Genomic DNA, 22,709 nt, shown 5'->3' on the forward strand with positions numbered 1-22,709 from the left:
CAGGTTGTCCTCCAGGCGCGACGCTCGAAGACGAATCGCCACGGGCGAGAGAGACCCCGCCGGCATGCGAAACCGCCCCGCAGGTCGAACCTGCGGGGCGGTTGTCGGGTGTCGCCGGACGGTGCCGGCGACAGAGCGGAGCGCTCGTCAGAGGGTGAGACCGTGACCGAATCGGAAGAGCGGGTCGGCGGTGTCGAACGGCACATCGGGACGCGACTGCTCGACCGCCGACATCGAGCGCGGGAGGTCGAAGGGCAAGGCACCGCGCGCAGGCGCGACCCCGCTCAGGACATCGAGAAGCGCGGCTCCGGACGCCCCCCAGTTCACCGTGACCGCGGCCGCGGCGTCGACGATCGGCTGCAGGATCGGGGGACGATCCGCGAGCACGTCCACGACGGTCGGCACGGCGGTGGCGATCTCGACCACGTGAGCGACGACCTCCTCCGCGAACTCGAGAGACCCGGCGTGGAAGAAGTTCTCGAACGTGGTCGCTCGCTGCTCGAACGGGGCCTGCAGCCGGATGATCGCGAGATCCGCCTCCGCGGGACTCGCCACGACCTCGCCGTAGGCAGCCGCGACCTCGGCCTCGATGCCCTCGACGTACAGCCGCAGTCCGGCCGCGAACGGCAGAGCGCCCCGGTTCGTGAGCACTGTCACCGACGCCCGCTGGGCGGCCTCTCCTGCCGCTCGGAACTCGGCTCGCCCCACGACCTCGTCGGCCGCATCCTCATCGACGAACGGGTCCTCGAAGAGACCGAGCTCGAACTTCTCGCGGAGGATCCGTCGGGCCGAGACGTCCAGCCGCTCCTCGGTCACCGAACCGTCGGCGACGAGCTCGAGCAGCAGTTCAGGGCAGTCCTCGCCACCGAACTGGTCGACGCCCGCGTCGATCACCTTGCGCATCCGCTCCCGCGGCGTCAGGTCCTCGACCCCCCACGCCCTGGCAGGGAACGGCTGGCCGAAGATCTCCGCGTCGTTGATCAGCCCCCAGTCGGTGCACACCAGGCCGTCGAAGCCGAACCGCTCGCGGAGCAGTCCCGTGATCACCGACCTGTTGAAGCCGAATCCGACCTCCTCGAACTCGGTGCCGACGGGCATGCCGTAGTAGGGCATCATCTGCCGCGTACCGGCCGCGAGGGCATCCTCGAACGGCTTCAGGTGCAGCTCGAACCGACCACCCGGATAGACCTGCTCCCGGCCGTACGGGAAGTGCGGATCCTCCCCGTCCTTCTGCGGTCCCCCACCCGGGAAGTGCTTCGTCATGGTCGACACGGATCCCGGTCCGAAGGACTCGCCCTGGAAGCCTCGGATATATGCCGCCCCGAGAATACCGGCCAGCTCGGCGTCCTCTCCGAAGGTCGCGGTCTGCCGCGCCCAGCGCGGCTCGGTCGCGAGGTCCACCTGCGGGTGCAGGGCGACACGGAGTCCGACAGCCGTATATTCCTGTCGAGCGATATCAGCGAACCGCTGGACCAGATCGGGGTCTCTGGTCGCCGCGAGCCCGAGTGTCTCCGGCCACTGCGAGAAGGGACCGGCGAGGATCGAGGCACCGGGATTCTCGCTGAACGAGTGCCGAGGATCGGTCGACAGCGTCACCGGGATCCCGAGCCGGGTGCTCGCGGSGAGCCGCTGCAGGGCGTTCTGCCACGCGGCGATCTCCCGGCCGGTCGGTGCCGCACCCAGCAGGTTGAAGTGGGTCATGTTCTTGACGTGCACGAACTCGCGTGCGCTCGGGGTCGCGAAGACGGGGTTCGTCTCGTCGAGATCGCCGATGGCGATCATGGTGTGGAAGAAGAGGCCCGCCTTCTCCTCGACCGTCATCTCGTCGAGGAGGAGCTGCACCCGCTCGTCGACCGGGAGACTCGCGTCGAGCCAGGGGCGAGCGGTGATCGCATCGGCCGCGGTCATGGTCACTTGACTCCCTTGATGCGGTAGACGAGCACGGCGCCGGCCAGCGCGACGAGCGCGCCGAACAGGTACCAGGTGGTGTATCCGCCGAGCGGGGTGGCGGCCCCGAGCGCGATGATGCTCGGGGCGATCGCGGGTGCGATCGACTGGGGCAGGGCGTTGGCGATGTTGAGCACGCCGAGGTCCTTGGCCACGTCGTCGGGGTTGGGAAGCACCTCGGTCGCGAGAGCGAGGTCGACCGACAGGAACGAGCCTGCACCCAGGCCGATGATGGCCTGCGCGACGATCACCACGGCGATCGTGGGGGCGACGGCGAGGATCACGAGCCCGACGACCATGATCAGTCCGGCGACCGCGACGAAGGGGCGGCGCTTGCCGATCCTGTCGGAGAGGAAGCCACCGAGCGGCGCGGAGACGGCCATCGCCGCCATCGAGGCCAGATTGGCGATCAGGATCGTGCTCACGGCGCCCTGCTCGTCGAGGGCGAACTTGGTCACCAGGTAGAGCGGGAGGAAGGTCGCGATGCCGGCGTAGCCGAACATCACGAAGAACTTGGTCAGCCAGGTCCAGCCGAAGTCGGGGTGCTTGCGGGGGTTGAAGACGAAGGAGCCGAAGAACGTGCCGATCGTGAAGGGGGTCGCGGGCTTCTCGGTGAGGCGGCGGTCCTTGAGCGTGAGCACGAAGACGACGACGAGGATCAGCGCGATGACGGCGGGCACGACGAATCGCTCGAAGTCACCGGGGAGGAAGTTGACGATGAAGCTGCCGGCGAGGATGCCGATGGGCGTCGTGATGCCGACGATTCCCGAGACCTTGCCACGGCTGGAGACGGGGACCTGGTCGGGCAGGGTGGCGTTCGCGGCGGCGAGGACCGCGTTCATGGATGCCTGCACGAGGCACCACGCGAGCATGACGACGAGCACCGACGTCGCGGCGCCGATGATCACGAAGCCGCCGAGGCCCACGATCGCCCCGCCGAGGATCCACGGTCGCCGCATACCCCACCGGGAGGTGGTGCGATCCGACAGTCGGCCGACGAGCGGGTTCGCGATGAGGGCGAAGGCGGCGCCGACTCCCATCACGAGTCCGAGGCTGCCCTCGGTGTTCACCGGGTCGAGGCGCTGGATCTTGAAGGCCATCGACACCATGACGGGAGTGAGGAGCGCCAGGTACACGCCGAAGTTCACGGCGGCGAGTCCGGGGGTGTAGCCGCGCGGTGTCTTGCGCGGGGTGGTTCCGGGCAGTTTCACACCGGTGGTTCCGGCGGCAGCCGCGGTGGCGGCCGATGACAGCTCTGTCACGGGGGGTCCTTTCGGGCACGGGTTCGCCGGTCGTCCACGACTCGGCTCGAGCACGACGATACACGAATCTCGACCGATTGGTAAGTGAATGTCGACCGAGTGGTAATGAGAGAGAATGGTGGGAAGGGGGCGGCGATGACGACAGAAGCCATGACGGGCTCGCGCCAGGCGCGCACGGCTGCGACCCGGCAGCGGATCGTCGACGCGGCGCGCGCTCTCTTCGTCGCCCACGGGTATCGCTCGACCTCGCTGCGTGAGATCGCCGCGGCCGCCTCGGTCAGCCACCCCGGACTCCTCGGTCATTTCGCGTCGAAGGACGACCTGCTCGCCGAGGTCGTGGCCTGTTTCGAATCCGACAACGAAAGGTCCTTCGACCTCCTCGTCGCCGCCGCCGAGTCCGGCGAGCTGATCTTTGCCGACGTCGCGCGTCGCAACGCCGGCACACCCGGCTACCTCGAGCTCTTCGCCGCGCTCACCGGCGAAGCGTCAGCCCCCGAGCATCCCGCACACGAGCGGATGCGAGACCGCTACGAGAGGCTGCGCGGGCTCAGCACGGAGGTGATGTCCGACGCCGCCCTGCACGGGACGATCGACCCCGACCGCGCAGTGGCGGAGGAGACCACCCGGCACATGGCCGGATGGGACGGACTGCAGCTGGTCTCGCAGTATCTGCCCGCGCGCGTCGACGTCGTGCGAATGCTCGAGGAACGGGAGTCGCTGTGGGCGCTGCCCCCGGGCTGGCGCGAGCCCGGTCAGCCGGCGCCGACCACGATGCCGTCCGGGCCCCTGCCCTCGCTGCAGGTGCCGCTGGTCGACAGCGAGGCCGCCGGTGCACCCGGCTACGCGTCGGGACGGCGTCGCCGCACGCAGATCGTCGCCGACGCCATGCGGCTGTTCTCGCACGCCGGGTACGGCGACACCAGCCTCAGCGACATCGCGAAGGCGGTCGGGGTGTCGAAGTCCACGCTGCTGCACCACTACCCGAGCAAAGAGCTGCTGTTGAGGGCGGTGCTCGCGGAACGCGACCGTGCGATCCAGGACGGTGCCGACGGCGCACCGCCCGAGAGAGCGAGCGACGCGCTGCGGGTCCTGCCCGAGGGGGCGACCGTGAGCGCACTCGACGAGCCCGGCCTCATCGAGGTGTACGCGGTGCTGTCGTGCGAGGCGGTGCCGTCGGCGCACCCCGCCCATGACTACTTCGCCGAGCGCTTCGAGCGGGCCATCGACTACTTCGCCGAGCTCTTCCGTCTCGCCCAGCGCGACGGCGATCTGCCGGCACACCGCGACCCCGAGCACGAGGCCATCTGGCTGATCGCGATGTGGGACGGCCTGCAGTACCAGTGGCTGTACGACCGTGAGGCCGTGGATGTCGCGAGCCACCTTCGCGCGCATCTCGCCGATCTGCTCCCCTCCGCACGAGCGTAGGCGCAGGCGAGTCGGGCCCCACCGGAAAGTGGAGTCCGAGCCGGCGCCGGCCGCGCTCAGGCCGAGGCGATGACCGCGAGCACGCCTTCGCCGTAGCCGTCGCGCTTCTTCGCGCCGATGCCGGTGATGCCGTCGAGGTCGGCGAGCGAGGCGGGGCGATGCTCGGCGAGCGCGCGCAGCGTCGCGTCGCCGAAGACCATGTACGCCGGCTTCCCCTCTTCGCGAGCCGTCTCGGCCCGCCAGGCGCGGAGCGCTTCGAACAGACCGCGGTCGCCGGCATCGAGAGCATCCGCCGCACTCGCCTTGCGCGCCCGCGGGGATGACGTCGGACGCCCGATCGTGTCCTTGCGCAGCGGCACCGCGACCTCGCCCTTCAGAACGCCCGGGGCGAGCTCGCCGGGGGCGAGCGTGCCGTAATCGCCCTGCGCCGCGATGATGCCGCGTGCGAGCAGCTGACGCACCACACTGCGCCAGTCCTGATCGGAGAGGTCGGCGCCGATGCCGTAGGTGGCGATCTTCTCGTGCCCCTGCTGGCGGATGCGCTCGGTCGAGGCCCCGCGGAGGATGTCGATCAGGTGCCCGGCGCCGAAGGACTGATTGCGTTCGCGCTTGAGCCGCACGATCGTCGACAGGAGCTTCTGCGCAGGGACCAGCCCGTCGAACGTCTCGGTCTCGTCGAGACACGTGTCGCAGTTGCCGCACGGCTGCGACTCCTGCCCGAAATATCCGAGCAGGTTCTGCCGACGGCATTCCACCGTCTCGCAGAGCGCGAGCATCGCGTCGAGGTGCTGGCCGAGGCGCATCTTGAAGGTGCGGTCGCCGGGGCTCTGATCGATCATGCGGCGCTGCTGCACCACGTCGCCCAGTCCGTACGCCATCCACGCGATCGAGGGCTCTCCGTCGCGACCCGCGCGACCCGTCTCCTGGTAGTAGCCCTCGACGGACTTGGGCAGATCGATGTGGGCGACGAACCGTACGTCCGGCTTGTCGATGCCCATCCCGAAGGCGATCGTGGCGACCATCACGACGCCGTCTTCGCGCAGGAACCGCGACTGATTGGTCGCGCGCACCTCGGCGGGGAGCCCCGCGTGATACGGCAGTGCGTCGAATCCCTGCGCGGCGAGGTAGGTGGCCGTCTGCTCGACCGACTTGCGGCTCAGCGCGTAGACGATGCCGACCGACCCCTCGGGCTGCGCGCGGATGAACGAGACGAGCTGCTTGCGCGGATCGACCTTCGGCACGATCCGGTATTGGATGTTGGGTCGGTCGAAGCTCGCGACATAGTGCTTCGCCTCGTCGAGGTGCAGTCGCTCGGTGAGCTCCTTGTGCGTGGCCCGGGTGGCGGTCGCGGTGAGCGCCATGCGCGGCACGCCGGGGAACCGCTCGCCGAGATCGCCCAGCGCGAGGTAGTCGGGGCGGAAGTCGTGGCCCCACTGCGACACGCAGTGCGCCTCGTCGATGGCGATGACGCTGAGGGTTCCGCGCTGCAGGAGAGCGGTGGTCTGCGGAGACGACAGCCGCTCGGGAGCGACGTACAGGAGGTCGATCTCGCCCGCGACGTAGGCACGCTCGACATCGCGGCGCTCCTCGATCGACTGCGTCGAGTTGAGGTAGGCGGCGTTCACTCCGTTCGCGCGTAGAGCGTCGACCTGGTCGTGCATGAGGGCGATCAGCGGGCTGACCACGAGGCCCGTGCCCTCCCGCACCAGCGCGGGCACCTGGTAGGTGACGCTCTTGCCGCCGCCGGTGGGCATGAGCACGACCGCGTCGCCGCCGGCGATGACCTGCTCGACGATCGCCGCCTGATCGCCCCGGAACTCGTCGTAGCCGAAGACCGTGTGCAGCGCCTCGGCGGCGGTCGGGTACCGGCTCGGCGCCGCACGGCGTGCCGCGGGGGCGGATGCCGTGGAGGATACCGCCCGGCGGGTCGCCGACCGCCCGGCATTCGTGGTCACCGGCGTCACGGGACCGGGCCCCCAGTCGAGCGGAGGCTCGAACCCGGCGCCCTGCGGTTCCCAGTCCATCGGCTCGGGCGGCTCGGACGGTTCCCACCCCGCGGCGTCCCACGGCTCATCGGCGTAGGGCAGATCCTCGTACGGATCCCGGGGAGTCTGCGGCATCCCTCCAGCGTAACGATCCCCACCGACGCCGGGGCACCCCGACCGCATCCCGCCGGGCGTAGGTTGGATCCACACGCCTGAAGGAGCCTCCGATGACCGACATCACCGTCACCCGCGTCGACGACGAGTCCCGCTACGAGATCCGCACCGACGGCGCGCTCGCCGGCTACGCCGAGTTCCAGCTCCGGCCCGGCGCGATCCGCTTCACCCACACCGAACTGGACCCGGCCTTCCAAGGGCAGGGGCTCGCCGGCATCCTGGCGGAGAGGGCGCTGACGGATGCCGCCGCCTCCGGCGAGGCGATCGTGCCGCTGTGCCCGTACATCGCCAGATACCTCGAGAGCCACGAGATCCCCGGCGCCGAGATCCGCTGGCCGAAGCGCCCCGGCACCGCCCCCGCGGAGGCGTGATGATCGGACAGCGGCGCATCGTCCTCGAGCCGCGCGAGGTCCCGCTCGGCGGCGTGCGGGGCATGAGTGTGCTGCGCGTGCTGCCGCACCGCAACCTCCCGACGATCGGAGCCTGGTGCTTCCTCGACCGGTTCGGTCCGGCGGACACCCGGATGCGCGTCGAGCCGCATCCGCACATCGGGCTGCAGACCGTGACCTGGCCGCTGATCGGCGAGATCCGGCATCGTGACTCGCTCGGCAGCGATGCCGACCTGCGCCGGGGCCAGCTCAATCTGATGACCGCGGGCAACGGCATCTCGCACTCGGAGTACTCGATCGGCGAGGAGCCGATCCCGCTCGATGCGCTGCAGCTCTGGGTCGTGCTGCCCGAGGGCGCCCGGCAGGGAGTCGGCGGCTTCGAACGCCACGCCGAGCTGCCCACTCTCGCGGTCTCGGCCGAAAACGGTCCGGATGCCACGGCGACCGTCGTGCTCGGGGAGTTCGCCGGCGTCGTGTCACCGGCGACCGTGCACACGCCGATCGTCGGCGCCGAGATCGCGGTGCCGGCGGGCACCCGCATCCGCCTGCCGCTGCGCACGGACTGGGAGCACGCGATCATGCTCGTCGAGGGCGACGCGCAGGTCGCGACGCACGGGATGACGCAGAACGATGTGCTCTATCTCGGCGACTCCCGCGACGAGGTCGAGGTCACGAGCGCCCAGGGAGCACTGCTGTTCCTGATCGGCGGGGAGCCGTTCGACGACGAGATCGTCATGTGGTGGAACTTCGCCGGCCGCACGCACGAGGAGATCGTCGACGCGCGCACCGACTGGGAAGCGGAGTCCCCGCGCTTCGGGGTCGTCGAGGGTCACGATGTGCGCATCCCCGCTCCTCCCCTGCCCGACGTGCGACTGATGCCGCGCGGCCGCCGGATCTGATCCTCCCTTCCCCCGGTCGTTGAGCGAGGACGACGGAGTCGACCGAGACGAAACGCGGTGAGCCGATGCTGCATACCCACCGCGTTTCGTCTCGCTGCTCAGGTGCTCGCTCAACGACCTGAGCGGTGTGTTGACTGTTACGGCGTGTCGACCGTGACGACGGTCTGCACCGCCGAGTCGCCGTACTGCACGAGTCCGAGATAGCGGGTGCCCGCGGTCAGGCCGGTCCAGTTCAGCTCGTAGCTCGTCGCCTGTCCGCGCACAGCGGGGACGGGGTTCGGGTTCGCCGTGAACGTGCCTTCGCCGTCGGCCTGCACGGTGGCGTAGGTCATGTCCCACGTCATCGACGCCGACGTGGAGTACACGTTCGCGACCACCAGGTAGGTACCGGCCGTCGGTGCGGTCAGCGTCACCTGCTCGTCCGCCGACCCCGTCGCCGACTGCCAGCGCTCGTAGTAGCTCAGGTCGTCAGGGCCGACCACGCGGTAGACCGTGAGGTCGAGGTCGCTTCCGGTGTCGTCGGACGAGTCGAGATCGAAGCGCGAGAGCGCGGCTCCCTCGGGCACGTCGACGATCCACGACACGTTCTTGTCGGCGTCTCCCGACGCCTCGTCGCCCGAGTGTCCGACCACGCGGCCGTCCGGGTCCTCGAGCAGCGTGAACGGCGTGAGACCCGACAGTCCGAGCGAGAGATCGCCGTCGACGCCCGGCGTGATCTCGACCGACGTCGATCCGTCGACACCGGTGCCGGACACCTCGGCCGGAGCATCCGCCGTGACCGGGAAGACCGCGATCGGCGAGCGCACCGTGTTCTTCTTGCTCGTCCACGTGAGCGATCCGGTCGCCCACTGCTCGACCGGCGCGCTCTCATTGTCGAACGTCACCGTGTACGTCGCGGTCTGGCCCGGCTTGGTGAACTTCAGCGTCGAGGGCTGCACCGTCGCGTTCACACCCGGCAGGTCGACGGATGCAGTGAAGGTGCCCTTCTCGGTCGCCGTGACCGTGCGGGTGACGGTCTGCGCGCTCGCCAGCGACCCGATCGAGAACGACGCGACGTTGAGGTCGCTGCCGTCGATCGGCTCTCCGGGGAAGTCGGCGAGCCCCTTGCCCTCGAGGTACGCGGTCCAGTCGGCCACGTCGTTGAGGTACAGCAGCCCCGGGGTGAAGTAGCGCTTCGGGTCGACCTGACCCGCACCCTGCTGGAACGGATCCGTGTTCGGCGATCCGTCGGCGTTCACCGTGTCGTACGCGGTGGTCATCATGGCCGACTTGATCTCGGCCGGCTTCGCGTTCGGACGCTCGCCCAGGTAGAGCGCGGCGAGGCCGGCGATGTGCGGAGACGCCATAGAGGTGCCCGACAGGATGCCGAAGGTCGGCGTCTCTCCGGGCGCGTTCTGCGTCGCCGCGAGGATCGCCACACCCGGAGCCGCGATGTCGGGCTTCATGATGTCGCTGCCGTCGGCCAGCATGGGCCCACGGCTCGAGAACCCGGCGATCTGCGGCACCGGCGTCGTCACGCCCGTCGTGTTCTTGCCCACGAGGGAGATCGGACGGTCGACGCCGCCCTGCACGTAGCCGAGCACGGCGGCGCGGTACGCGGAGGCGAGGTGCACGGTGGGCACGGCGTGGAAGTCGTTGTCGAGCGAGTCGGCGCCACCGGGGACGTTCACGAGGACGACACCTGTTCCGCCGGCATCCTTCACGACCTGGGACTTCTCGGCCCGCGCATTGCCGCCGCGGTCGCAGACCACGATGTGACCGGTGACCTTCGCCGCATCGAGGCTTCCCGGCAGGCAGAGTGCCGCGTCGGCGGGCGTCTGCCCTGCGGCGGGCGCGTCCCCGGCGTAGACGGAGGGACCGGTGACGGTCGTGCCGAACGGCACGCTCACCGAGGCACCCGCCTGCGCGAAGCCGTCGAACTGCACGGTGCCCTCCCACGTCGGGATGGTGGATGCCGCGACCGTCGTGTACCAGGGCGAGGCGTGGTCGGCGGTCACCGGGTCGGGTCCGTCGTTGCCCGCGCTCGTCGCGACGAAGACGCCGGCGGCTGCCGCGTTGAAGAATGCGATGTCCTCGGGGGCGAGGACGGTGGATGCCGCCCCGCCGCCGATGGAGTAGTTGATCACGTCGACGCCGTCGGCGACGGCCTGGTCGATCGCGGCGATGAGGTCGCTGCCGGCGCAGATGTCGTCGGTGGTGACGGTCTCATCGGGTCCGACGTAGCAGGCCTTGTAGGCGGCGACCTTGGCGCCGGGGGCGACACCCGAGATCTTGCCGAAGTCGACATCCTCGATCGATGCCTTCACGCCGAAGTTCCCTGCCGCGGTGCTCGCGGTGTGCGAACCGTGGCCGTCGCCGTCGCGCGGCGAGAGGTAGTCGTACTGGAAGTCGAAGCCCGCCGCCTGCGCTCCGGTGAAGAAGTACCGGGCGCCGATGAGCTTCGACGAGTAGTCGCCCTTGTCCCACTCCTGCGCCTCGACCATCTCGCCGCGGAACTGGCCGCCGTCGGACTTGTCGAAGTAGACGGACGTGCCGTCGGTGTAGGGCTCGCCGCCCTTGTGGCGCTTGTCCTTCTTGGGCTGCTTCTTCAGCTTCTTGCCCGCGAACGACGGATGCTCGGGGGCGATGCCCGTGTCGATGACGCCCACGACCACGCCCTCGCCGGCCTTCTCGACGCCGCCGGTCTGCTGCCAGATCCCGCCGCGGCCCTTCTTGTCGTCACCCAGACCGAGGAGGTCCGTCGATGTCTGGGCATCCGGGTGGCGGATGAAGTCGGGGTACACGTCGTACACGTCCTTCGAGGCGCGCAGCGTGTCGACCTGCTCGCCCGTGAGCTCGGCGCTGAACCCGTTGAGGACGACCTGGTAGCTGATATCAGGAGTGACGCCGGCCTCCTCGGCCACCGTCCGCTGCTCCGTCTCGAGGTGCTCGACGTAGCGCTGGGAGTCCTGGGACTCCGTCTCGAGCTGCTCCCCCTCGGCGGGCTTCGTCGCCCGGAGGCCGTCGACCTCTCCGGTGTAGCTCGCGAGCGGGTCGGACTTCAGCACGACGATGTAATGACCCGGTGTGCCGTCGACGGGAGTGGGGTTCACCTCCTCCGTGCCTGCGTAACCTGCGGTTGCCGTCGAGGCGATGAACAGCGTGGCCAGGGTGGTGGCGGCTGCCATCCGGAGGGGTGTTCGACCCATGTGCTTCTCCCGGTGATCAGGGTACGGAGGTGTTGCCGCACCGCCGCTCAACGTACGCCCGACTTTCGGCCACACACCAGGGTCGGGGACGATTACTGGACGAACGGCCAGAGGACTCGCCAATGGTCGATCGGCGACGTGCGCCAGGGCCGCCGCACCGCGCGAGGAGCCTCAACGACGCTCGGGCGAGTGCACCCGGGTGAGGAATCTCTGGGTGCGCGGAGACGGCCCCCGCGGATCGAGCAGCGACACCACGACCGTGACGACGGCCGCGAGCGGGATCGTCCACGCCGCCGGCTGGGCGAGGTAGGGGGCGGCCGCGCCCACACCGCCGATCAGCCCGTGGACCAGCAGCGCCAGGCCCGCGGCGACGCCGCCCGACAGCATCCCGGCGACCGCCCCTCGAGCCGTGAGACCGCGCCACCAGACCCCGAGCAGCACGACCGGCGACAGCGTCGACGCCGCGACCACGAAGACGACGCCGACGCTCGAACCGAGCCCGGCCGGTGCGGTGAGGAGAGCGACCGCGAGCGGCACCAGCGCGCACAGCACGGCCGAGAGGCGGAAGGAGCGCACCGATCCGGAGAACACATCCTGGCTGATGACGCCGGCGAGCGACACCACGAGACCGGCGGAGGTCGCGAGGAAGGCCGCGAACGCACCGGCGACGATGAGCGCCGTCAGGAGCTCGCCGGCGAAGCCGGGGAACACCCTCGACGGGAGCAGCAGCACGACGGTGTCGGCGACACCGGGCACCGCGAGATCGGGGGCGGCGATGCGTGCGAGGAGCCCCATGGTGCTCGACACCGCGTAGAACGCGCTCACCATTCCGATCACGATCACGGTGGTCCGCCGGGCCGAGACCCCGGTCGGGCTCGTGTAGAAGCGCACGAGCACGTGCGGCAGACCCATCGTCCCCAGCAGAAGCGCGATGAGCAGGGATGCCGTCTGGTACGCGTCGAACCCCGACGGCCCCGCCTCGGCGGGGAACACGAGCGCGGGGTCGAAGTCGTGCGGTCCGCCGCTCAGTGCGAACGCGATGCACACGACGGGCACGAGCAGCGCCGTGAGCTTGAGCCAGTACTGGAAGGCCTGCACGTACGTGATCGCCCGCATGCCTCCGGCGGCGACCGCTGCGGCGACGAGCACCGCGACGAGCACGGCGCCGACCCATTCGGGCACGCCCGCGACGACGAGCAAAGTGATGCCCGCACCGTGCAGCTGCGGGACGATGTACAGCCAGCCGATCACGAGCACCGCGATGCTGGTCACCCGGCGAGCCGCCGTCGATTCGAGTCGCGCCTCGATGAAGTCGGGGATCGTGTACGCGCCGCTGCGCCGCAGCGGCGCCGCCACGAACACGAGGACGAGCAGGTAGCCGGCCGCATAGCCGATCGGGAACCAGAAGCCCCGTGCGCCGTCGAGCAGCACGAGCCCGGAGAGTCCGAGGAACGTGCCGGCCGAGAGGTACTCGCCGCTGATCGCCGAGGCGTTCCACACCGGCCGCACGGTGCGCGAGGCGACGAAGAAGTCTCCGGTGGTGCGGGAGATGCGCAACCCGTACACGCCGATCAGCAGGGTCGCGACCACGACGAGCGCGATGCCGACCAGGTCGAGCACGGCGTTCATTCGCGGTCACGCAGCGCACGGAAGCGCCGCTCGTTGCGGGCCGCCGTGCGCACGTGGAGCACCGCGAAGACGAGGATGAGCGGATAGAAGGCATACGCCTGCAGCAGCCACGACAGCGGCAGCCCCCACACGACGAATCGATCGATCTCGGGGATCAGGGCGATGGCCAGGGTCAGCGCGACGACCACCAGCACGAAGCCCGCGACCGTGCCGAGCGCGAGCCGCAGCTGGCTGCGCATCAGCGCGCGGACGAACACCGCATCCGCCTCGTCGACAGGGGAACCGGGCAGCGCGATGCCGCGCGTCGACGGTGCCGCACGCCGCGTCGGGTCGTGAGCGGTGACCCGCACGCGCTTCGGGGTCTCGGTCACGGTGCGCCCTCCACCCGCAACAGGGCATCGCGCACCGCGGGCACCAGACGTCTGCTCACGGGCAGCACCGCGGCATCCACCACGACCGCAGGATCCGCCCCCGACAGCCGCGCCTCGGTCACCGCCGCCGAACGGACGAGGGTCGAGCGGTGGATGCGCAGGAAGCCGGCATCCGTCCATCGGGCCTCCAGCTCGGAGATCGGGATGCGCACGAGATGTCCGCCGTCGGCGGTGTGCAGCCGCGAGTAGTCCCCCTGCGCCTGCACCCAGCGCACCTCGCTGCGCCGGACGAAGCGCACCGCTGATCCCACCGTCACCGGCAGTGTCTCGTCGTCGGCGGGGGCGGCGACCTCGCCCAGATCGATCACGCGGTCGATGGCGCGGCGCAGGCGCTCGATGCGCACGGGTTTGAGCAGGTAGTCCGCGGCGCGCAGCTCGAAGGCCTCGACCGCGCGGGCCTCGTCGGCCGTGACGAACACGACCGCCGGCGCCGTCGCGAGGCTGAGCAGCGAGCGGGCCAGCTCGGTCCCCCGCAGGCCCGGCATGTGGATGTCGAGGAACGCGATGCGCACGACGCGCTGCGAGAGCAGACGAAGGGCGTCGACACCCGAGGTCGCCGTGAGCACCTCCCCGATGCGCGGATCGAGGCGCAGCAGATGCACGAGCTCGTCGAGAGCGGGCTTCTCGTCGTCGGCGACGAGCACGTCGATCATGTGCATCTCGGTCGTCATCGAAGCCTCAGTCGTTGTCCGGGTCGTGCTGCGGCTGCGACTTCGGCACCCGCATGCGCACCAGGGTACCCGCGCCCGTGTTCGTCTCGACGACGAGGCCGCCGTCGGGCCCGTACAGCTGGCGCAGCCGGGTGTCGACGTTGCGCAGCCCCACGTGCAGCCCGTCGTCCGCCGCGGTGAGCGTGGCGAGCAGTCCGTCGGGGTCCATGCCCACGCCGTCGTCCTCGACGGTCACCTCGGTGTGCGTCCCGTCATCACGCGAGACGATGCGGATCTCTCCGCCGCCCTCCCCCGGTTCGATGCCGTGACGCACGGCGTTCTCGACCAGCGGCTGCACCGAGAGGAACGGGATGACGGTCGCGAGTGTCTCCGGCGCGATCCGCAGGGTGACCCGCAGACGTTCGCCGAACCGGGCGCGCTCGAGCTCGAGGAAGGAGTGGATGCTGCCGAGCTCCTCCGCGAGCGTCGTGAACTCCCCCTGCCGTCGGAACGAGTACCGGGTGAAGTCGGCGAACTCGAGCACGAGGTCGCGCGCGCGCATCGGATCGGTGTGGATGAACGACGCGATCGCGGTCAGCGCGTTGTAGATGAAGTGCGGCGAGATCTGCGCGCGGAGCGACCGCAGCTCGGCCTCGGCCAGCTGGGTGCGCGAGGCGTCGAGGCTGCCGAGCTCGACCTGCGCCGCGCACCAGTCGGCGACCTCCTGCGCCGCGCGCACGAGAGCGGCGCCCACCGGCGACGCGAAGGCGACGACCGCGCCGATGACCTGCCCGTCGACGACGATCGGCGCTCCCACGCCTTCGAGGTCGTCGGCCCGCCCGTCCGGTGAGCGGAACACCTGTCGGCGGCCCGAGCCGCGCACCTGCTGGGCGATGCGCACGGCGGCCGGTTCCAGTCCCTCGGAGGCCCCGTCCATCGACAGGGCGTCGTCGTCGCCCACAAGCGCGACGGCCGCACTGCCGAGCAGCACCCGCAGGTGCCTGGCGGCCTTGACGACATCGGGGCCGGCGAGCCCCGCGCGCAGATGCGGGGCGGCGAGGCTCGCCTGATGCAGCGCCTGCAGCGCCGCACGCTCCGCATCGCTGCCGAGGTCGGCCGACCCACGGGCGAGCCGCCGAGCGAGCAGCAGGAGCACCGAGAGCACGATGCCGCCGAGCACGCCGAGGATCGCGGCGAGGACGACGTCGTTCATGCCCTCAGCCTAGATCCGCGTGTCCGGCTCCGCCTTCGTCTCGCTCCGCGGATCCTGAGCGAGGAGCGAAGCGACGAGACGAAGGGCGCACGCACCACCGCAGCGCGCCCCTCCGCGTGGAACGCCCTTCGTCTCGCTCCGCGGATCCTGAGCGAGGAGCGCCCTCACCACCTCCGCCCCCTGAGCGAGGAGCGCCCTCGCCACCTCCGCCCCCTGAGCGAGGAGCGAAGCGACGAGACGAAGGGCGGCAGGGAGCGGGAGACTCGACCGGAGCCCTCCGCCCCCGCCGCCTCCGTGAGGAGCACCCTCGCCACCTCCGCCCCCTGAGCGAGGAGCGAAGCGACGAGACGAAGGGCGCACGCGCAGCCGCAGCGCGCCCCTCCGCGTAGTACGCCCTTCGTCTCGCTCCGCTCGCTCAGGGAGCGGCGGACTCGACCGGAGCCCTTCGTCTCGCTCCGCGTGGAACGCCCTTCGTCTCGCTCCGCGGATCCTGAGCGAGGAGCGAAGCGACGAGACGAAGGGCGACAGGGAACGGGGGACTCGACCGGAGCCCTCCGCCACCGCCACCTCCGCCCCCTGAGCGAGGAGCGCAGCGACGAGACGAAGGGCGCATGCTCAGCAGCAGCGCGCACCCGGGTTTCGATCCTGATCGTCCATCCGCTGCCGCCAGAACTGCCGCTCGGTCATCGGCGCCTCGCCCGGATGCTGCCGCTGCTGATGGGCGACATAGGTGGCGTAGGCGCCGTCGCCCATCAGGGTGGTGATGTACCAGCGGATGCCGCGGCCCACCCGCCCCGCGGCGCCGAGCAGCGTCCGCAGGAGGGTGGTCGCGGCATCCGTCCGGTTCGCGATGTCGGCCATCTCAGTGCCCCGACGTCGAGCGCTCGTCGGCGAGGATCGGCTCCCACTCCTTCTCCAGCTCGCGTTCGGCCGGGCTCGGGAGGAATCCGGCCGGGGCGAACCGCCGCGAGGCGACAGGGGTCTCCTCGGTGTTCTCCCCGCCGCCGTTGCGGATGGCCTTGACCGTGACGACCACCGCGGCGACCATGACGATGATCGCCAGGGTGACGAAGATGATCGACAGGGTGCCCTGCACGGCGGTGTTGCGGATGACGGCCTCGAGCACCTCGGGGGCGCCCAGCGAGGTGTCGCCGCTGTCCCGCGCCGCGACGTAGCGGAAGTGGTTCGCCCAGTAGCCGATGGCCGGCACGGGGGAGGCGATCTTGTACAGCGACGCGGTGATCGTCACCACGGCGGTGAACGCGAGCGGCAGCCCGATGATCCACAGCCACTTGATGTAGCTCTTGCCGCGCTTGGCGACGATGGCCATCACCACGGCGAGCGCGATCGCGGCGAGCAGCTGGTTCGCGATGCCGAACAGCGGGAAGAAGGTGTTGATGCCGCCGAGCGGGTCGGTGACGCCGAGGATGAGGATCGCTCCCCAGCCGGCCACCATGATGGCGGTGCAGATCCAGACCCCGGGGCGCCAGGACACGTCACGGAACTTGGGGAACCAGGCGCCGATCGAGTCCTGGAGCATGAAGCGTGCGACGCGGGTGCCGGCATCCACCGCGGTGAGGATGAACAGCGCCTCGAACATGATCGCGAAGTGGTACCAGAACGCCATGAGCGCCTGCCCGCCGAGGGCCTGCTGCATGATGTGGGCGAGACCGAGCGCCAGGGTCGGCGCGCCACCGGTGCGCGAGACGATGGATTCCTCGCCGACCGCCTGCGCGGTGCCGGTGAGCATCTCGGGTGTGAGGTTCACCCCCGTGAGCCCGAGGGAGTTCACGAAGGCGACGGCACCCTCGACCGTGCCTCCGGTCGCTGCCGTCGGGGCGTTCATCGCGAAGTAGATGCCCTGGTCGATCGAGATCGCGGCGACGAGGGCCATGATCGCGACGAAGGATTCCATCAGCATCCCGCCGTAGCCGATGAAGCGCGTCTGGCGCTCCTTCTCGACGAGCTTCGGGGTGGTGCCGGATGCGATCAGCGCATGGAAGCCCGACAGGGCGCCGCAGGCGATCGTCACGAAGAGGAACGGGAAGAGCGGACCGGCGAACACCGGCCCCATCCCGTTCTCGCCGAAGACGCTGACGGCCGGCACCGTGATCTCGGGGCGCACGAGCACGATCGCGCCGGCGAGCATGACGATGACGCCGATCTTCATGAAGGTCGACAGGTAGTCGCGCGGGGCGAGCAGCAGCCAGACGGGGAGCACTGCGGCGATGAAGCCGTAGACGATGATGCCCCACGCGATCGTGGTGCGGTCGAGGTGGAAGATCGCCTGACCCCACTCGGTGCCGGCGACCCAGCCGCCGCCGATGATGGCCGCCATCAGCAGCGCGAAGCCGATGAGGGAGACCTCGGTGACCTTGCCCGGACGCAGGTAGCGCAGGTAGATGCCCATGAAGATCGCGATCGGGATGGTCATCGCCACCGAGAACACACCCCAGGGGCTCTCGCCGAGCGCGTTCACGACGACGAGGGCGAGGATCGCGACGATGATGAGCATGATCAGCAGCGAGGCGACGATCGCGGCGGTCCCGCCGATCCTGCCGAGCTCCTGCCTCGCCATCTGACCGATCGTGCGGCCGCCGCGACGCATCGAGAAGAACAGCACGGTGTAGTCCTGCACGGCACCCGCGAGCACGACGCCGACGATGATCCAGATGGTGCCGGGGAGGTAGCCCATCTGCGCGGCGAGCACCGGGCCGACGAGCGGTCCGGCACCGGCGATCGCGGCGAAGTGGTGCCCGTACAGCACGCGGCGGTCGGTGGGGACGTAGTCCTTGCCGTCCTGCCTGACCTCGGCGGGGGTCGCCCGCCGGTCGTCGGGTCGGGTGATGTACTTCTCGATCACCTTGGAGTAGAACCGATAGCCGATCAGGTACGTGCAGACGGCGGCGAACACGAACCAGATCGCGTTCACGGTCTCGCCGCGCACGATCGCGAGCATCGTCCAGGCGACCGCCCCGAGCAGGGCGATCGCCGACCAGAGGACGATCTTGGGCCAGGTCCAGCGGCCGGCCTTCTCGTGGTGCTCGTCGGTCAGTGCGACCGGGGGCAGGGAGGGATCGGTGGTGATCGCGGTGTCGCCGTGGCGTCCGGCGCGATCGCGGCCGGTCCCGCCGCGGCGATGCGACGAAGATGCAGTCATGGGGGTCTCCTCGGGGTGCGCGTCTTTGCGTTCCCCCACGCTAGGAAGCATCCGGGCGCTCCACCCGCCCGAGACGCAGGACATGCGACGAACGGCACGGACGACGCGACGAACGGATGCCGCGGCGGCGGTTTTTCCCGGCGCCGGCCGCCGCTGCCTCCTCGACCCGCAAGTAGGCTGGAGGGGTGGCATCCTCCCCCGTCCTGACGACTCGCGTGCTGCTCGTCTGCGCCGCGATCGGTGTCGCGACGGGCATTCTCGGAGGTGTCGCCGGCTGGATCACGCTCCCCGTCCTCGCGGGGCCGGCGTTCCTGTACGGTCTGGTGCTCGGGTCGCACGTCCTGCCCGGGATCATCGCGCAGGAGGTGCTGCGGCGTCCGTTCGTGGCGCTCGTCACGCACGTGATCGCGGCTCTCATCTCGAGCGCGTTCAACCCGGCGTGGACGCTGCGTTTCATCGGCACCGCCCTGCTCTTCGGCGCGATCCAGGAGGGCATCGCCGCGCTCACCCGCTACCGCTCCTGGGGCGCGTGGCGCTTCTTCCTGTCGGCCGGTGTGATCGGTGTGATCGTCGCGGTCGTCGTGTTCTTCGCGGCGCACCTCGCCGTGATGCCGCTCTGGGCGCAGATCGCCTACCTGGTGATCTCGGTGCTCGGACCGGTCGCCTGGACCGCCGTCGGACTCGCGATCGGCACGGCACTGAGCCGCGCGGGCGTCTCCCGGCGCTGACCCTCGCCTCGGCACCTCGCTGCGGCATCCTCCTGCGCGGGTGCTGCGCCCTTGCTGTACCCCTGCTGCAGATCAGGTTAGGCTTAGCTAAGTCAGAACTTAGCCGATCCGCTGAACCGGGGTGATGCCGTGCGCTCCTCTGCGCCCCTGCTGAGCGTGCGTGACCTCTCGGTCGCCCACGCGGATGCCGCGCACCCCTCCCCTGCGGACGTCTCCTTCGACGTCCACCGCGGCGAGGTCGTGCTGCTGCTCGGCCCGTCGGGCTCGGGCAAGTCCACACTGACGCTCGCCCTCAACGGGCTCATCCCGCATGCCGTCCCCGCGACCATGTCGGGGGTGGTCGTGGCCGGCGGACTCGACACCGCCGACACCCCCACCGCCTCGCTGAGCACGCGCGTCGCGATGGTGTTCCAGGATCCGGATGCGCAGATCGTCACCGGCACGGGCTACGACGAGGTCGCGTTCGGCCCCGAGAACCTGCGGCTCCCCCTCGACGAGGTGCATCGCCGGGCCGAGGACGCCCTGCGACGCGTCGGCCTCTGGGAGCGCCGAGACGAGAACCCCGACCGTCTCTCGGGTGGTGGCCGCCAGCGCCTCGCGATCGCCTGCGCTCTGGCGATGGGATCCCCGCTGATCGTGCTCGACGAGCCGACCGCCAATCTCGACCCCCAGGGCATCGACGACGTGTACGCCGCGCTGACCGACGTGATCGCCGCCGGGGACAGGGCGATCCTGCTCGTCGAGCACAACCTCGACGCGGCGATGGGGTTCGTGACCCGCACGATCGTGCTCGATGCCGCGGGCCGCGTCGCGTTCGACGGTCCGGCCGACGAGGTCATCCGGAGGCACGCCGACGAGCTCGTCGCGATGGGGGTGTGGCTCCCCGCGGCCACGCTGGCGGCGCTGCGGATGCGGGAGCTGGGCCTGCACATCCCGGAGATCCCCCTCACCCCCGCCGAACTCGCCTCGGCGCTGGCGGACCGGCCCTCCGTCGGCCTGCAGGACCACGGCACGGATGCCGGACCGCAGCCGGTGGATCGACCCGACATCCGTGCCTCGATCCTGCAGGCCGCACGGGCCTGGGGCCCGATCGCCCCCTCGATCGACGAGTCGGATGCCGTCAGCGGGTCGCCGTCCCCGATCATCCGCGCCCGGGGATTGACCGTCCGCCGCCACCGCACCGAGATCCTGCACGGCCTCGACCTCGACATCGCCCCCGGCACTCTGACCGCGATCGTCGGGGCGAACGGAGCGGGCAAGACCACGCTGCTGCAGGCGCTCGCCGGAGTCGTGCCTCCGCCGCGACGGCAGGTCTCGGTCGACGGGATGGACCCGGGGTCCGCGTCGCCCCGGGAGCTCGCGAACCGCATCGGCTTCGTCTTCCAGAACCCCGAGCACCAGTTCATCGCGCACACCGTCTTCGACGAGCTCGCGCACGGCCTTCGGCTGCGGCGCACCCCGGATGCCGAGGTCACTGTGCGCGTCGACGCCATGCTCGAGCGGTTCGGCCTCGAAGCCAAGGCGCACGTGCACCCCTTCCTGCTCTCGGGAGGGGAGAAGCGTCGCCTGTCGGTCGGCACCGCGCTCATCACGCGCCCGCGGGTGCTCGCCCTCGACGAGCCGACCTTCGGACAGGACCGCGCACGCGCATCCGAACTCCTCGCGCTGCTGCACGATCTGCGCGACGAGGGCACCACGATCCTCATCGTCACGCACGATCTCGCGCTCGTCGCCGCGCACGCCTCGCACACCGTGATCCTCGCCGACGGACGCGTCCACGCTGCCGGCCGCACCACGGATCTCTTCCGCGACGAGCGGCCGTTCGTCGACGCCGGCCTCCGGCTCCCGGCTCTTCAGCGCGTGCTCGCCGCAGCAGGGCGGACCCCCGCATGAGTGTGCAGACGTTCGACCCGTACGCCGCGGTGGCCGAGACCTCGCCCCGGCGCTTCCTCCACGCCCTGAACCCGATCGCGAAGGTCGCCGGCGTCGCGCCCGCGATGGTGGTGCTGATCTTCGTGCGCGACCTCGCGACGCCGACGGCGTTCCTGCTGCTCTCTCTGCTCCTGATCGCCGTCGGGGCGCGACTCACCGCACGCAGCGCCGCCCTGCTGTTCCTCGCCCTGCCAGTGGGGATGCTTGCGATCACCCTGGGCTTCTCGCTCTGGGTGGACCCCGCTCTCGTCGCCCACACCCCCGCGGTCGCTCGGATCGGCGACTGGACGCTGTTCGAGGGCGCTCTCACGATCGGCGCCGCCACCGCCCTGCGCCTCGGCTCGATCATCGCGCTGGCGCTGATCGGAGGACTCACCACCACGGGCCCCGGTCTCGTGCGGGCGAGCGTGCAGCAGCTGCGGGTGCCGTACCGGATCGGGTACACGGCGCTCGCCGCCTTCCGTTTCGTTCCGCGCTTCGGGCACGAGCTGTCGGTGATCCGCGCCGCACACCGCGTGCGCGGTCATCACGGCGGCAGCGGACCGTTCGCGCGCATGGCCCGGGGGTGGGGGTACATCGTGCCGCTGCTGGCGGGAGCGATCCGGCATGCGGAGCGCGTCGCGCTGGCCATGGACTCCCGCGCCTTCGGTGCGCACCCCACCCGCACCGAGCGCCACCTCGTGCCGTTCCGCGCGCGCGACACCGTCTTCATCGGATGCTGCCTCGCCGCATCCGCCGCGATCTTCGTGATCTTCTTCCCCTGGCAGCTTCCCTGAAAGGTATGCGCATGGCGTTCAGCAAAATGGTCAAGCCCGAGTCGTCCGAGGTCATCCACCTCGAGGTGCTGCGCACCGAACGCCTCTCGCCGCACTGGATGCGGGTGACTCTCGGCGGTGGCGAGATCGAGAAGTTCCGGTCCATGGGCTTCGATCAGTGGTTCCGACTCTTCCTGCCGATCGGGGGCGAAGCCGGACTCGATCGTGTACCCGCCAAGGCGAACAGCCTGCTCGGGTACCTCAGGTTCCTGCGCATCCCCAGCGGCGAGCGCCCGGTCATGCGCAACTACAGCGTGCGCGCGTATCGGCCCGCCTCGGAGGGCGCAGGCGCCGAGATCGATGTCGACTTCGTGCTGCACGGATCGGCCGAGGACGGCACGGCCGGACCCGCGTCGCGGTGGGCAGAGACCTGCGAGCCCGGCGAACCCGTGCTGATCCTCGACGAGGGGATCACGTTCAACCCGCAGCGCGGAACCGCGCGCGTGGTGCTGGTGGGCGACGAGACGGCTCTCCCCGCCATCGCCTCGATCTGCGCCTCGCTGCCGGACGATGCCACGGGTACCGCCCTCATCGAGGTCCCCTCCGAGGAGGATGCCCTCACGTTCCCGCATCCGCAGGGAGTCGACATCGTCTGGCTCGTGCGTCCGCACGAGTTCGCCCCCGGCACGTTCGCCCTCGGCCGGTTGAGCGATCTGGAGCTGCCCGAGGCTCCGTTCCACGCCTACGCCGCGGGTGAGCAGTCTCTCGCCTCGGGAGCCCGCAAGCATCTCGTCGGCGAACGCGGGGTCGACAAGAACAGCGTGAGCTTCTGCGGCTACTGGAAGATCAGCGCCGGGTCCGCTGCGTCGAAGGCGGCGCGGGACGCGTCGGCGGAGCCCCGCGCATGAGCGGGGCGGATGACGCGCGCCGGAACCCCTACGC

General features: G+C 70.4%; 17 protein-coding genes. 7 read left to right on the forward strand and 10 right to left on the reverse strand.

Going from position 1 to position 22,709, the window contains the following annotated elements; translation table 11 throughout:
- Positions 1-147 precede the first annotated feature (147 nt).
- Both ASD43_RS03010 and ASD43_RS03015 read right to left on the reverse strand, forming a co-directional pair.
- Positions 148-1,908: a glycoside hydrolase family 3 protein gene (locus ASD43_RS03010; protein WP_200946599.1), complete on the reverse strand. Its 1,761-nt coding sequence runs from the start codon at positions 1,906-1,908 to the stop codon at positions 148-150.
- Positions 1,909-1,910: 2 nt separating this feature from the next.
- Positions 1,911-3,209: an MFS transporter gene (locus ASD43_RS03015; RefSeq protein ID WP_056413389.1), complete on the reverse strand. Its 1,299-nt coding sequence runs from the start codon at positions 3,207-3,209 to the stop codon at positions 1,911-1,913.
- Positions 3,210-3,344: 135 nt separating this feature from the next.
- Here ASD43_RS03015 and ASD43_RS03020 point away from each other — a divergent pair, with 135 nt between their 5' ends.
- Entirely contained in the window at positions 3,345-4,634 is a 1,290-nt protein-coding gene (locus ASD43_RS03020) for a TetR/AcrR family transcriptional regulator (protein ID WP_056413392.1), read from the forward strand.
- Positions 4,635-4,690: 56 nt separating this feature from the next.
- Here the strand turns inward: ASD43_RS03020 and recQ are convergent, their stop codons facing one another.
- On the reverse strand, positions 4,691-6,754 hold the full coding sequence (gene recQ / locus ASD43_RS03025) for a DNA helicase RecQ (protein ID WP_056413396.1): 2,064 nt from the start codon (positions 6,752-6,754) through the stop codon (positions 4,691-4,693).
- A gap of 92 nt (positions 6,755-6,846) precedes the next feature.
- Between recQ and ASD43_RS03030 the strand changes: the two genes are divergently transcribed.
- Both ASD43_RS03030 and ASD43_RS03035 read left to right on the forward strand, forming a co-directional pair.
- A complete protein-coding gene (locus tag ASD43_RS03030; RefSeq protein WP_045254946.1) occupies positions 6,847-7,164 on the forward strand; it encodes a GNAT family N-acetyltransferase in 318 nt (105 codons plus the stop codon).
- Positions 7,164-8,081 carry a pirin family protein gene (locus tag ASD43_RS03035; protein ID WP_056413399.1) on the forward strand — a complete coding sequence of 306 codons (918 nt, stop codon included), beginning with the start codon at positions 7,164-7,166 and terminating at the stop codon, positions 8,079-8,081. The genes ASD43_RS03030 and ASD43_RS03035 overlap by 1 nt, the downstream gene beginning before the upstream one ends.
- Before the next feature lie 137 nt (positions 8,082-8,218).
- Here ASD43_RS03035 and ASD43_RS03040 read toward each other — a convergent pair whose 3' ends face one another.
- The 7 genes from ASD43_RS03040 to ASD43_RS03070 form a co-directional block, all read right to left on the reverse strand.
- Positions 8,219-11,248, reverse strand: coding sequence for a S8 family serine peptidase (locus tag ASD43_RS03040; protein ID WP_056413402.1), 3,030 nt, complete (start codon positions 11,246-11,248; stop codon positions 8,219-8,221).
- A 192-nt stretch (positions 11,249-11,440) separates the two neighbouring features.
- Positions 11,441-12,898, reverse strand: coding sequence for a sodium/solute symporter (locus tag ASD43_RS03045; protein WP_056413405.1), 1,458 nt, complete (start codon positions 12,896-12,898; stop codon positions 11,441-11,443).
- Entirely contained in the window at positions 12,895-13,269 is a 375-nt protein-coding gene (locus ASD43_RS03050) for a hypothetical protein (protein WP_056413409.1), read from the reverse strand. The genes ASD43_RS03045 and ASD43_RS03050 overlap by 4 nt, the downstream gene beginning before the upstream one ends.
- On the reverse strand, positions 13,266-13,982 hold the full coding sequence (locus ASD43_RS03055; RefSeq protein ID WP_056418970.1) for a LytR/AlgR family response regulator transcription factor: 717 nt from the start codon (positions 13,980-13,982) through the stop codon (positions 13,266-13,268). Before ASD43_RS03055 ends, ASD43_RS03050 begins: the two co-directional genes overlap by 4 nt.
- A 25-nt stretch (positions 13,983-14,007) precedes the next feature.
- The gene (locus tag ASD43_RS03060; protein WP_056413411.1) at positions 14,008-15,192 is read right to left on the reverse strand and encodes a sensor histidine kinase; all 1,185 of its coding nucleotides are present in this window, start codon (positions 15,190-15,192) and stop codon (positions 14,008-14,010) included.
- A gap of 615 nt (positions 15,193-15,807) precedes the next feature.
- Positions 15,808-16,053, reverse strand: a complete 246-nt coding sequence (locus tag ASD43_RS03065) for a YbdD/YjiX family protein (RefSeq protein WP_056413415.1) — start codon at positions 16,051-16,053, stop codon at positions 15,808-15,810.
- A gap of 1 nt (position 16,054) precedes the next feature.
- Entirely contained in the window at positions 16,055-18,352 is a 2,298-nt protein-coding gene (locus ASD43_RS03070; RefSeq protein ID WP_056413418.1) for a carbon starvation CstA family protein, read from the reverse strand.
- A 185-nt stretch (positions 18,353-18,537) separates the two neighbouring features.
- Here ASD43_RS03070 and ASD43_RS03075 point away from each other — a divergent pair, with 185 nt between their 5' ends.
- The 4 genes from ASD43_RS03075 (at position 18,538) to ASD43_RS03090 (ending at position 22,675) form a co-directional block, all read left to right on the forward strand.
- Positions 18,538-19,080 carry an ECF transporter S component gene (locus ASD43_RS03075; RefSeq protein WP_056413421.1) on the forward strand — a complete coding sequence of 181 codons (543 nt, stop codon included), beginning with the start codon at positions 18,538-18,540 and terminating at the stop codon, positions 19,078-19,080.
- Positions 19,081-19,209: 129 nt separating this feature from the next.
- Complete coding sequence (locus tag ASD43_RS03080) at positions 19,210-20,973, forward strand: ABC transporter ATP-binding protein (protein WP_056413424.1); 1,764 nt, start codon at positions 19,210-19,212, stop codon at positions 20,971-20,973.
- Entirely contained in the window at positions 20,970-21,788 is an 819-nt protein-coding gene (locus tag ASD43_RS03085; RefSeq protein ID WP_056413426.1) for an energy-coupling factor transporter transmembrane component T, read from the forward strand. Before ASD43_RS03080 ends, ASD43_RS03085 begins: the two co-directional genes overlap by 4 nt.
- An 11-nt stretch (positions 21,789-21,799) precedes the next feature.
- Positions 21,800-22,675 (forward strand): siderophore-interacting protein, encoded by an 876-nt coding sequence (locus tag ASD43_RS03090; RefSeq protein WP_056418973.1) that lies wholly within the window; start codon positions 21,800-21,802, stop codon positions 22,673-22,675.
- The last annotated feature ends 34 nt before the right edge of the window (positions 22,676-22,709 follow it).

It is taken from the genome of Microbacterium sp. Root553 (assembly GCF_001426995.1).
Lineage (GTDB): Bacteria > Actinomycetota > Actinomycetes > Actinomycetales > Microbacteriaceae > Microbacterium.